The sequence below is a fragment of the Gilliamella sp. Occ4-3 genome (assembly GCF_001690675.1).
Classification (GTDB): Bacteria; Pseudomonadota; Gammaproteobacteria; order Enterobacterales; family Orbaceae; genus Gilliamella; species Gilliamella bombi.
Genome location: NZ_LZHR01000003.1, coordinates 1 through 11,612, shown reverse-complemented (window position 1 = coordinate 11,612; position 11,612 = coordinate 1). Strand labels below are relative to the sequence as shown.

11 protein-coding genes are annotated in these 11,612 nt (G+C 35.2%); 6 read left to right on the top strand and 5 right to left on the bottom strand.

Features of this window, described 5'->3' with window-relative positions:
• Nucleotides 1-123: 123 nt before the first annotated feature.
• The 5 genes from pbpC to A9G44_RS00175 all read left to right on the top strand — a co-directional run bounded on the left by pbpC (nt 124) and on the right by A9G44_RS00175 (nt 5,305).
• Nucleotides 124-2,421, top strand: a complete 2,298-nt coding sequence (pbpC, locus tag A9G44_RS00195) for a penicillin-binding protein 1C (protein WP_065608791.1) — start codon at nt 124-126, stop codon at nt 2,419-2,421.
• Nucleotides 2,422-2,440: 19 nt separating this feature from the next.
• Nucleotides 2,441-2,863 (top strand): nucleoside-diphosphate kinase, encoded by a 423-nt coding sequence (gene ndk / locus A9G44_RS00190; protein ID WP_065589690.1) that lies wholly within the window; start codon nt 2,441-2,443, stop codon nt 2,861-2,863.
• 190 nt (nt 2,864-3,053) lie between these two features.
• Nucleotides 3,054-3,887 carry an ABC transporter substrate-binding protein gene (locus A9G44_RS00185; protein ID WP_442902918.1) on the top strand — a complete coding sequence of 278 codons (834 nt, stop codon included), beginning with the start codon at nt 3,054-3,056 and terminating at the stop codon, nt 3,885-3,887.
• Nucleotides 3,888-3,889: 2 nt separating this feature from the next.
• The gene (locus A9G44_RS00180; RefSeq protein WP_065608789.1) at nt 3,890-4,615 is read left to right on the top strand and encodes an amino acid ABC transporter permease; all 726 of its coding nucleotides are present in this window, start codon (nt 3,890-3,892) and stop codon (nt 4,613-4,615) included.
• Nucleotides 4,616-4,621: 6 nt separating this feature from the next.
• Nucleotides 4,622-5,305, top strand: a complete 684-nt coding sequence (locus A9G44_RS00175; protein WP_065608788.1) for an amino acid ABC transporter permease — start codon at nt 4,622-4,624, stop codon at nt 5,303-5,305.
• Between the two features lie 603 nt (nt 5,306-5,908).
• Here the strand turns inward: A9G44_RS00175 and fis are convergent.
• From fis to A9G44_RS13885, 5 genes are read right to left on the bottom strand one after another with little or no spacing between them, the layout of a single operon-like run.
• Complete coding sequence (fis, locus tag A9G44_RS00170; protein WP_034883623.1) at nt 5,909-6,205, bottom strand: DNA-binding transcriptional regulator Fis; 297 nt, start codon at nt 6,203-6,205, stop codon at nt 5,909-5,911.
• A 7-nt stretch (nt 6,206-6,212) separates the two neighbouring features.
• Entirely contained in the window at nt 6,213-7,220 is a 1,008-nt protein-coding gene (dusB, locus tag A9G44_RS00165) for a tRNA dihydrouridine synthase DusB (RefSeq protein WP_034911067.1), read from the bottom strand.
• A 12-nt stretch (nt 7,221-7,232) separates the two neighbouring features.
• Nucleotides 7,233-8,123, bottom strand: a complete 891-nt coding sequence (prmA, locus tag A9G44_RS00160) for a 50S ribosomal protein L11 methyltransferase (RefSeq protein WP_065608787.1) — start codon at nt 8,121-8,123, stop codon at nt 7,233-7,235.
• The gene (panF, locus tag A9G44_RS00155) at nt 8,098-9,549 is read right to left on the bottom strand and encodes a sodium/pantothenate symporter (protein ID WP_065560321.1); all 1,452 of its coding nucleotides are present in this window, start codon (nt 9,547-9,549) and stop codon (nt 8,098-8,100) included. The genes prmA and panF overlap by 26 nt, the downstream gene beginning before the upstream one ends.
• Nucleotides 9,550-9,555: 6 nt before the next feature.
• Nucleotides 9,556-9,792, bottom strand: coding sequence for a YhdT family protein (locus tag A9G44_RS13885; protein WP_034911058.1), 237 nt, complete (start codon nt 9,790-9,792; stop codon nt 9,556-9,558).
• 172 nt (nt 9,793-9,964) lie between these two features.
• Here A9G44_RS13885 and ilvC point away from each other — a divergent pair, with 172 nt between their 5' ends.
• A complete protein-coding gene (gene ilvC / locus A9G44_RS00145; protein WP_065608786.1) occupies nt 9,965-11,443 on the top strand; it encodes a ketol-acid reductoisomerase in 1,479 nt (492 codons plus the stop codon).
• The last annotated feature ends 169 nt before the right edge of the window (nt 11,444-11,612 follow it).

Sequence of the window (11,612 nt, the reverse complement as noted above, 5' to 3'; positions counted from 1 at the left end):
TCAATTAAATTTGATTTTTAAAATGTAAACAAATTGATTATCCGCTAACAATTGTTAGCGGCATCTATTTATACTGAAACATATTATACCGAAACATAGTGTTACCTGAAACTTTTTGACAAAATGAAAAAGTGCCTACTTAAAATTCTGGCTTTCTTATTTTTTTCTATCCTTTTGTTATTAGGTAGTTTTTTTGTTGCCGATCACTTTTATCCTTTATCAATAACAAAAAATAAAACGACACAAACAATTCTTGCGCAAGATGGTACGCCTCTGTGGCGATTTGCTGATGAAAATGGTGTTTGGCGGTATCCTATCAAGTTAGATGAAGTTCCCAATGATTACCTTGATGTGTTAATAAATTATGAAGACCGCCATTTTTATGATCATTTTGGTATTAATCCTGCCTCTTTATTGAGAGCAGCTTGGCAAAATATCACCAATAAAAGAATTATTTCAGGTGGTAGTACTATTTCGATGCAGGTTGCAAGATTGCTTTATCCACACGATCGCTCCATGGCAGGAAAGTTACAACAAATATTTCGAACACTACAACTTGAATTACATTTTACAAAAGATGAAATTTTAACTTTATATATTAATCGAGCCCCATTTGGCGGGACAATCGAAGGCTTAGGGGCTGCTAGTTGGTCATATTTTGGTAAAGAGCCCAAAGCGTTAACACGCAGTGAGGCAGTTTTATTGGCCGTATTGCCACAAGCACCCAGTCGTTTGCGTCCTGATAGGTACCCCGAACGAGCCAAACAAGCACGCGACAAAGTTCTAGCAAGATTGGCCCAATATCAGGTATGGTCATCTGATATTATAGAGCAAGTTAGAAAAGAAGAAGTATGGGTTTACCCACGTAAAAAGCCACAATTAGCTCCTTTATTAGCTCGAAGGTTAAGTCAACAATATCCTGATGTTGATATTATTCGATCAAATATCGATCTTTCCCTTCAATACAGCCTTGAAGATATTGCTGCTAATCGTAAAAATCAGTTACCTCCCAAAAACTCACTAGCTATTTTAGTTGTCGATCATACGGATATGTCCGTAAAAGGCTATGTTGGGTCGGTTGATTTTAACGATAAAGAGCGATTCGGTCAGGTTGATATGATAAGTTCGCTTCGATCTCCTGGATCGACATTAAAGCCTTTTATGTATGCTTTAGCGATTGATGACGGCATGATTCATTCTGAATCGTTATTGCAAGATACACCTAGAATCAGTTCTGATTATCGACCTACGAATTTTGATGAAGATTTTTATGGACCAATAAGCGCCTCAGATGCATTAAAGAATTCATTAAACTTACCTGCTGTTGAGTTAATTGAGCTTTATGGACCAAAACGATTTGCTGGCAAGCTGTTTAGTATTGGCTTACCGCTTCAATCTAAAGGTAATGATCCTAATATATCGTATATTTTGGGTGGTGCGTCGTTAAGAATGGATAATTTAGTTAGCGCATATAGTGCCTTTGCTCGTCATGGGCAAGTAAGTCCTTTACGATTTACGCAAGCAGATCCCTTACTAAGCAAGCCATTTATTAGCGATGGAAGTGCATGGATCACAAGACAGATGCTAGTTAATAATTATCAGCTTGCCTATAAAACAGGCACTAGCTATGGATATCGTGATGCATGGGCGATTGGGGTCAATCCTCGCTATTTGATTGGCATTTGGGTCGGTCGTCCTGATGGAACGCCCGTTGTTGGTCAATATGGCAGTATTACAGCGGTGCCGATACTACAGCAAGTTAACACGTTATTATTAAATAAAGAGCGACGAATAAATCGCCCACTTCCCTTAGTAACTAAACCGACAACAGTAACCTTAGAAAAAATTTGTTGGCCATCAGGACAAAAGTTACCTGCAACTGATGAAAACTGCCACCGTCAAAAAAATGCATGGGTATTAAATAATATGATACCTCCAACACTTGATACTCTAACGGCACTTAATAATAATATTTATCGTTCAGGGTGGGTGACTATTTGGGTAAATGATGCCGGCAAACGTGTGTCAGCAGACTGTAGCAATGCACATAAAAAACAGGTTGCACTTTGGCCAATAGCTTTAGAAAATTGGCTACTACCCAAAGAACGTCGACAATCGCTAATTCCTGAAGTTGATAATCATTGCCCAGTGTTTGGTAAAGATATCTTTTTGCCACTCAATATTATTGGGCTGCAAGATAAGCAATTGGTAAAACGATTACCTGGGCAGCAAGATGTCACTATCGATCTAACTCCACAAGGTGGTGTTGGTGACAAATGGTGGTTTTTAGATGGTCAACTTATTGAGAAAACGTATGGCGATCAAAAGGTAGCTTTGACAGTTACTCATAAAGGTTTACATCATCTATTTTTATTAGATCAAAGTGGACAAATCTCACGAATGACATTTACCCTTGACTAAACTAACAAGGAGCAAATCTATGGCTATTGAAAGAACCTTATCTATCATCAAACCTAATGCCGTTAAAAAACAATTGATTGGTGAAATTGAAACCCGTATTAGCCAAGCAAAACTTAACATTATTGCCTTAAAAATGCTTAGATTAACAAAAGAGCAGGTAGAAGGATTTTATGCTGAGCACCAAGGTAAATCATTTTTTGATAAGTTGGTTAAATTTATGATATCTGGGCCGATAGTTGTTCAGATTCTCGAAGGCGATAATGCTATTAAGCGTTATCGGGAATTGATGGGACCAACTGATTTATCTAAAGCAGCCGCAGGCACTTTACGAGCTGATTTTGCTGACAGTATGACCGAAAATGCCGTACATGGCTCAGATTCTCTAACCTCGGCTGAAAAAGAAATTGCTTATTTTTTTGTTGATAGCGAGATAGTAGGGTAAATCAATATTATTAAATAAATCAATATAGTGATATAAGCTGTTTTGGCTTGTATTCGTTTTTCTAATGTCATTAATCGAAAACTACCACATATAACTTTTAGTTATAACCATGTAAGTATTTGTTATTTATTCATTCGATTCTTTGTTGCTAGACTTTAACTGTATATAACATAACCTTGACTGAGGGAGAATCGGAATGAAATTGTTGACTAAATCACTAACTGTTGTTGCATTAGTAAGTAGTTTGTTAGGTACAAATTCTGCTTATGCAGATCGCCTTGATGATATTGAGAAACGAGGAGAAATAAAAATCGCGGTATTTGATAGTAATCCGCCATTTGGTTATATTGACGAAAAGACAAATAAAATTGTTGGTCTTGACGTTGATTATGCCAACGAGATAGCAAAAGCACTAAAGGTTAATGTTGAGCTTGTTCCGACTAATCCAGCTAATCGAATTCCATTATTAGCATCCCAAAAAGCCGATTTAATTGTAGCTAATTTTACCGTTACTGATGAAAGAGCAAAAACCGTTGATTTTAGCCTTCCTTATTTTGCGACTGGTCAGAAATTTGTAGCAAAAAAAGGCGTATTGAAATCAGCAGATGATTTGAAAAATCTTCGTATTGGTGCCGATAAAGGTACAGTTATGGAAATTACATTGCGAGAAAAATACCCAACAGCTAAAGTAATTTCTTATGATGATACACCATTTGCGTTTGCGGCATTACGTAATGGTGTTGTACAGGCAATTACTCAAGATGATGCGAAATTAGTCGGTTTATTAGCGAATTTACCAGAAGAACAACGAGCTGTGTTTGAAATTTCACCATTTAGTATTACTCAAGAATATCAAGCTGTTGGTATACCAAAAGGCGAGGATCGCTTGAAAGAAAAAGTGAATCAAATTTTGTTAACACTAGAAAAAGAAGGTGAAGCATTAACGATTTATAATCGTTGGTTTGGACCTGGAACTGCATCAGCGATACCTCGTGGTGATTTTAAAATTGGCAAAGGTCAGTAGTTATGTATGAGCAATTACTTGAGCCTCGTTATTTGTGGTGGTTATGGGATGGTTTTTTAGTTACGTTAGCTATCTCATTGCTAACCATTATATTTTCAACATCACTAGGTTTTTTGCTGGTTATTGCTCAACAAAGTCGAATTAAAATTATTCAAGTTATAGTAATGGGGTATAACGCAATTTTTCGTTATTCTCCGTTATTGCCTCAACTCTTTTTTTGGTATTTTGGTGTGGGTAATTTATTACCAATAGCATTTAAATTATGGTTATTTGACGAACCGCAAATCCAGTTGCTGTTTTTTTCACTGAAAATGCCATCATTTGAATTTATAATCGGTTTAGTTGGTTTAACTTGTTATTCCAGTGCTTTTATTGCCGAAGAGTTTAGAGCCGGTATAGCTGGTGTAAGTCGAGGGCAAGAACAGGCTTCATTGGCATTAGGTTTAACTTGGTGGCAAAGTATGCGATTTATTATTTTGCCACAAAGTTTTCGTATTGCATTTCCGCCTTTAATTGGTCAGTACATGAATATTATAAAAAATTCGTCGTTAACAATGGCCATTGGTGTGTTAGAACTTTCTTATGTATCGCGTCAAGTTGAAACCGAATCATTAAAAACCTTTCAAAATTTTGCTATTGCAACTTTATTATATATTTTGGCGATAGTGATTGTTGGAACTTTGGGTAATATTTATCAAGCAAAACGATTGCAAATAGGTAAGGTGTAATCATTTATGGAGCTTAAAGGTTTAGAGGTTATTTACCACAATTTCAGTTATATGATGTGGGGAAATTTTCCTGGAGGAATTTTTTTAACGCTGTTAATGAGTTTTGCTGCAATTATATTTTCAACCTTTTTGGGTATACTTGCAGGAGTCGGGTTGACTGTCTTAAAAGGAATTATGCGTTATTTTTTAGTTGGTATACTTGGTTTTTTAAGAGCGATTCCTGTCATTATGCTTATTTTCTGGACTTTCTTTCTTTTACCTGTGTTACTTAGTGTAGATGTGCCAGCAATTGCAACGGTAATATTTGCTTTATCCTTGATAGGCGCTGCATACATTGGTCATTCAGTTCATGCAGGTATGATTGCAGTGGCTAAAGAACAATGGCAAGCGGCGTTTTCATTAGGCTTAACTAAAAAGCAAGTTATTATATTTATCATATTACCACAAGCCCTTAAAATGATGTTGCCGTCTTTTGTAAATCAATGGGTATCACTCATTAAAGATACTTCACTGGCTTATATTGTTGGAGTAGCGGAATTTACTTTTATTGCAACCCAAATTAATAATCGTAGTATAATTTATCCAACAGAAATCTTTTTATTTGTTATAGTTGTTTATTTTATCATCTGCGCCTCGCTTGATTTTGCGGTTACGTTTTTCTCAAAACGCCAATTATTTTGCTTTAAATAAAACAATATCCTCATAGGGTATATAGGGGATTTCACTATTTACTTGAATAACGTTCTCTTAATTTATTTACATAAAATTCGATTGAATCTTTACCTTTGGGATGTGTTTCAATATAGCTATTAAATATTATTTGTATAAGTCGAAAAAAATGTGGAAGATATACTATTGAATTTTCATGATCACCAATCTTAAAAGATACATTTTTAAATGTACTAGCTTAAATTAAATCTGAGCTACTACAACTGGTTTCTTGAAGAGCAAGTCCTTTCTCATTGCTCATTTTTAAAGCGATAGTAACTATCTCGATTATATCCTATGACTTTACGGGCTTATTGTGCGTATTAAGCTGCTGATGAATTTTAAAAGCCATAATTCAGATTTAATGATTTTTCTGTTTGATTCAATTATGACACTCTTAGTTACGTTATAAAATAACTCAAATGTCAGATTAAAACTATTACTTATGAGGTATAGAACCCCAGTTCCTTTGTATATTTTATAAAAGAGGATAATTCAATGAATTTTTTAATTGTGTTCTAAAATAGAAAAAAGCACCTCATATTAAGGTACTTTTTATATTATAAAATGTTAAATAATAGAAGATTAACTCATTCCATATTGTTTTAATTTTTTGCGAAGTGTACCGCGGTTGATACCAAGCATATTTGCTGCTCGAGTTTGATTGCCGCGTGTATATTGCATAACCATATCAAGGAATGGATGTTCAACTTCAGCTAACACTAATTCATAAAGGTCTGTAGGATCTTCACCATTTAATTGTGATAAATAGTTTTTTAAAGCTTGCTTCACTGAATCACGCAATGGTTTTTGTGTTATTTGGTCTTGAGAATTTACAGTTGTAAATTTAAGTGCTGCAGCTGTAACGCGTTGTTCTGACATAGTATTCTTAACTCTTTGGGTTGTTTCTAATTTTACTAAAAAATGCTTTTAGAGTGTTTACTTGCTCACTTGTATTGCTAAGTACACTAAATAAGCGCCTGAATTGATCGCTGTCAGCATAATTCTTGGTGTACCAATTTACATGCTTTCTGGCAATCCTTAATCCTTTGTATTCTCCATAGAATTGATAAAGATCATCAAGATGTGATAGTACAACTTGTTCTACTTCATCAATACTTTTGTTTTTCTGTAACTGTCCATGTGTTAAATAGAATGCAATTTCTTCAAATATCCAAGGTCGCCCTTGTGCCGCTCGCCCGATCATTATAGCATCAGCCTGCGTATATTGAAAAACATCTTTTGCCTGTTCAGGTGTACAAATATCTCCATTAGCAATTACAGGAATTGTAACATTTTCTTTAACTGCTCTAATAGAGTCATATTCAGCGACACCGTTGAATAAGCAAGCACGTGTTCTTCCGTGAATAGTAATTGCCTTTATACCACAATCCTGTGCAATTTGTGCGATTTCTATGCAATTTCTATTTTCTTTATTCCATCCAGTCCGCGTTTTTAATGTTACCGGAACATCAACTGCACCGACAACTTTCTGCAAAATTTTTTTAATAAGTTCCGGATACTGCATTAAAGCAGAACCAGCCAATTTTTTATTGACCTTTTTAGCCGGGCATCCCATATTAATGTCAATCAACTGAGCACCGTGTTTGACATTAAATTCAGCAGCTTTTGCCATTTCGTCGGGATCAGAACCGACAATTTGTACTGCACGAATACCAACATCATCACTCGCTATCATTCGCAGAGCTGATTTATCGGTATGCCAAACATCAGAATTTGCTAAAAACATTTCTGAAACAGTCATACCAGCACCAAATCGATGACATAGATTACGAAATGGTTTATCACTTATTCCTGCCATTGGTGCAGCAATTAAATTATTCTTTAATTTTAGTTCACCAATGCTAAGTAAATTAAAGTTGGCTATATTACGCATTTTTTTTCAAACTTAAAAGGGGGTAGCGTTAATTTTTTTTATTTTTTTACCAGTAATACGACACCACTCATCAAGTTCAACCACTGGATCTAATTTAAAATTGGGTTGGTAAGCCATACAAACACTTGAGGATTGGGTAGTTAGAATACCAGATAGACCTAGTTTACCTTCAGGTTTTACTAATTTACTTATATGTGGTTCAAGTTCTTTTAATGGTCCAGCTAAAATATTGGCAACAACTATATCTGCCTGCAAATTGTCTGGGATCTCTTTTGATAAATAAAGATCTAGCCTTTCACTGACATCATTACGCTGTGCATTGTCACGGCTAGCTTGAATGGCTTGAGGATCAATATCAATACCGATTACTTGTTTTGCACCTAATTTTAGTGCAGCAATTGCCAAAATACCAGATCCACAACCATAATCGATAACTAATTTATCTTTAAGGTCTAAACTATCAAGCCAAGTTAAGCATAATGCCGTGGTTGGGTGAGTACCTGTGCCGAATGCTAATCCAGGATCTAACATGACATTAACTGCATTAGCATCGGGCACTTCGCGCCAACTAGGACAAATCCAAAGTCGCTCACCAAATTTCATAGGATGAAAGTTGTCCATCCATTCACGTTCCCAGTCTTTATCTTCTAATTGTTCAATCTTATAAGAATATTGTTCAAGATTTAGCATTGCTTTTAATTCATCGATATCTGTTTGAGCATCATAAAGCCCAATCACATCGGTATTACCCCAAAGTTTAGTTTCGCCAGGTAATGGTTCAAAAACAGGTGTGTCAAAGGTATCTTGAAAAGTGACTGATACAGCACCAGACTCCTCTAATTGTTCGCTAATTTGTTCAGCAAGATCGTTGGTTGTATTAATTTTGAGTTGAATCCAAGGCATAATTTTTTCCTGTGTTACCAAACATATTGGCAATAATAAATGCTACCAATCCAATAATTAAGGATGGGATAATCGGGTTAAAAGCATAAAGCTTTATATTGTAAACAGATAAAAGAGTATAGCTTATCGCACCGGCAAACATAGAACATAAAGCACCGGTTGAATTTGCTTTTTTCCAATAAAGCCCAAGTACCAATGGCCATAAAAATACGGCTTCAAGCCCACCAAATGCAAGTAAATTTAACCAAATAATCATATCTGGTGGATTCCAAGCCGCTAGGATGAGTAATCCACCAAAACTAAAAGTTATGATAACAGATGTGCGAGTTAATGTTTTATCACTATAGTTTTTTGCATGATTCATACTTAAAAATAGATCTTTAATAATAACTGATGAAATTTGTAGCAATTGGGCGTTAATTGTTGACATAATTGCAGCAAGTGGAGCGGCCAAAAAGATACCGGCCACTAATGGTGGCATAATGTTAATTATTAAAGTTGGAACAATTTGATCCGGAACAGTTAAATCACTAATAATAGCTCGACCAAGAGCGCCAGATAAATGCATGGTTAACATAATGATTGTGACAACAATAGTACCAATTATAATGCCTTTGTGTACAGCTTTGCTGTCTTTGTATGCCATACAGCGAACCGCTGTATGAGGTAAACCAACCACAGCAAAACAGACTAAAACCCAAAATGATGCCATAAACGGAAAGTCCATAAAATTGTTAGGACCTTGTGGTGTTAGTAGCGCAGGATCGATTTCACTCAAACGGTGAATAATAGCTGTTATACCACCACCAGCATAAATAATTGCTGTTAATAGCAAGATAGCGCCAATTATCATTACTAAACCTTGAAAAGCATCATTAAGTATACTTGCTCTAAATCCTCCAAAAGCAGTATATATAACGGTACCAACACCAAAAATTAATAATCCGATATCGTAAGAAATGCCAACTGATGATTCCAATAATCGTGCACCACCAACAAACTGTACCGTCATAGCACCAATAAAAGCCACAACTAATGAAATGCTTGCAAACCAAACTATGACTTTACTTTTATAGTGAGCATAAAGCATATCACTTAAAGTTATAGCATTATATTTACGAGCCAAAATGGCAAATTTTTTGCCTAGAATACCAAGTGAGAGTAATACAGTTGGGACTTGGATCATCGATAATAGCACCCAACCAAGACCAAATTTATAAGCAGCACCGGGACCACCAATAAATGAGCTAGCACTAATATAAGTTGCGGCTAGTGTCATGGCGAGTAAAAATCCTCCCATGGTTCTATTGCCGATAAAATAATCAGTGAATTGATTTACTTTTTTACGTTTTACATAAGCATAAATTGATAATGCAAACACAAAAATAAGATAGATGACAAGCGGTATAATAATATCTAAATGCATGTTAAATCACTTAGTTTGTTCTAATGAGAAATTTTTAAATTGAAATTTTACAACTACCCAACAAAGCAATATAAAACCGATAGGCACCATAATGCAAGATAGTTCAAACCACAATGGAAGACCTAAAAATCCTATTTTGTCGTTAATACAGTATGCACAAACGATCCATCCAAGAAGATAAATAAAAGTTAGCAATAAAGAAAGTTTAGCCTCTTTATTTGCTTGTTTATATCGAGCATCCATATTGATTTATTCAGAATTGAGGGTGATTTAGATTAAAAGAAAGCATTGAACTTAGCAAGTTTATTGCAATTTATGCAATATTATATTTTAAATATATCAATTTTAGCAATATTAAAAGTATTATATAGTGTTTTATTGTTGATTGTGAATACTTAAACTCTTGGAGAGAAAAATGTCAAACTATTTTAATACATTGAATTTGCGTGAAAAATTAGAACAATTAGGTCAATGTCGTTTTATGGCTCGTGATGAATTTGCATCAGAAGCTAATTTTTTAAAAGGTAAAAAAATTGTAATTGTTGGTTGTGGAGCGCAAGGCCTTAACCAAGGTCTGAATATGCGAGATTCAGGTTTAGATATATCTTATGCACTACGTAAAGAAGCTATTGCTGAAAAACGAGCATCATGGAAGAAAGCAACTGAAAATGGTTTTAAAGTAGGAATCTATGAAGAATTAATTCCAACAGCAGATCTTGTTATCAATTTGACTCCAGACAAACAACATTCTGCTGTTGTTCAAGCTATTCAACCGTTGATGAAAAAAGGCTCTGCGCTTGGCTATTCTCACGGATTTAATATTGTTGAAGTAGGAGAAAAGATTCGCTCTGATATTACAGTAGTGATGGTAGCCCCTAAATGCCCTGGTACTGAAGTTCGTGAAGAATATAAACGAGGTTTTGGTGTGCCGACACTAATTGCAGTTCATCCAGAAAACGATCCAAAAGATGAAGGGCTAGCAATAGCTAAAGCATGGGCAGCGGCAACAGGCGGACATCGTGCAGGTGTTTTACAATCGTCATTTGTCGCCGAAGTTAAGTCAGATTTAATGGGCGAACAAACAATTCTTTGTGGAATGTTACAAACAGGATCATTACTTTGTTTTGATAAGCTAGTGGCAGATGGTGTTGATCCTGCTTATGCATGTAAATTACTCCAATTTGGTTGGGAAACGATCACTGAGGCGCTAAAACAAGGTGGAATTACTTTAATGATGGATCGTTTATCAAATCCAGCTAAATTGAGAGCAAATGCTTTAGCAAAAGAATTAAAAGTGATCATGACGGATCTTTACCGTAAACATATGGACGACATTATATCAGGCGAGTTTTCATCAACTATGATGAAAGACTGGGCAAATGATGATGTAAACCTTCTTAAATGGCGTAAAGAAACGGGTGAAACCGCTTTTGAAAAAGCTGCTGACTATCAAGGTAAAATTGATGAACAAGCTTATTTTGATCAAGGTGTTGTTATGGTTGCAATGGTTAAAGCCGGTGTTGAACTTGCCTTCGAAACTATGCTTGAATCTGGTATTTTAGCTGAATCAGCTTATTATGAATCATTACATGAGTTACCACTTATTGCTAATACTATTGCGCGTAAACGTTTGTATGAAATGAATGTTGTTATTTCTGACACAGCTGAGTATGGCAACTATCTATTTGCTAATGCCGCTGTACCACTATTAAAAGAAAAATTCATGCCAATGTTACAAGCTGGCGATCTAGGTAAAGCGATCCCTGAAGGTAGTGTTGATAATGCACAATTACGCGATGTGAATGAAGAAATCCGTAATCATCCAATTGAAACAATCGGTCGTAAATTACGTAGTTATATGACTGATATGAAACGCATCAATGTTGCAAGCTAAATAGCTATTTATAACTATAAAAAAGGTGCTGAAAAGTACCTTTTTTTGTATCTAAAAATTGAATTTATTGTAAAAAACTTTCAGGTAAGTATATGTTTCAGTATAAAATGATTAGATCTAAAGGGATCTAACTGGATCTAATTTAGATCCAATTTATATTTTTTTGATC

Excerpts from the sequence above, each read along its gene's own strand:
- A9G44_RS13885 (WP_034911058.1), bottom strand. The coding sequence starts at position 9,792 with ATGGATGCTCGATATAAACAAGCAAATAAAGAGGCTAAACTTTCTTTA.
- panF (WP_065560321.1), bottom strand. The coding sequence starts at position 9,549 with ATGCATTTAGATATTATTATACCGCTTGTCATCTATCTTATTTTTGTG.
- A9G44_RS00175 (WP_065608788.1), top strand. The coding sequence starts at position 4,622 with ATGGAGCTTAAAGGTTTAGAGGTTATTTACCACAATTTCAGTTATATG.
- prmA (WP_065608787.1), bottom strand. The coding sequence starts at position 8,123 with ATGCCTTGGATTCAACTCAAAATTAATACAACCAACGATCTTGCTGAA.
- A9G44_RS00180 (WP_065608789.1), top strand. The coding sequence starts at position 3,890 with ATGTATGAGCAATTACTTGAGCCTCGTTATTTGTGGTGGTTATGGGAT.
- ndk (WP_065589690.1), top strand. The coding sequence starts at position 2,441 with ATGGCTATTGAAAGAACCTTATCTATCATCAAACCTAATGCCGTTAAA.
- ilvC (WP_065608786.1), top strand. The coding sequence starts at position 9,965 with ATGTCAAACTATTTTAATACATTGAATTTGCGTGAAAAATTAGAACAA.
- pbpC (WP_065608791.1), top strand. The coding sequence starts at position 124 with ATGAAAAAGTGCCTACTTAAAATTCTGGCTTTCTTATTTTTTTCTATC.
- fis (WP_034883623.1), bottom strand. The coding sequence starts at position 6,205 with ATGTCAGAACAACGCGTTACAGCTGCAGCACTTAAATTTACAACTGTA.
- dusB (WP_034911067.1), bottom strand. The coding sequence starts at position 7,220 with ATGCGTAATATAGCCAACTTTAATTTACTTAGCATTGGTGAACTAAAA.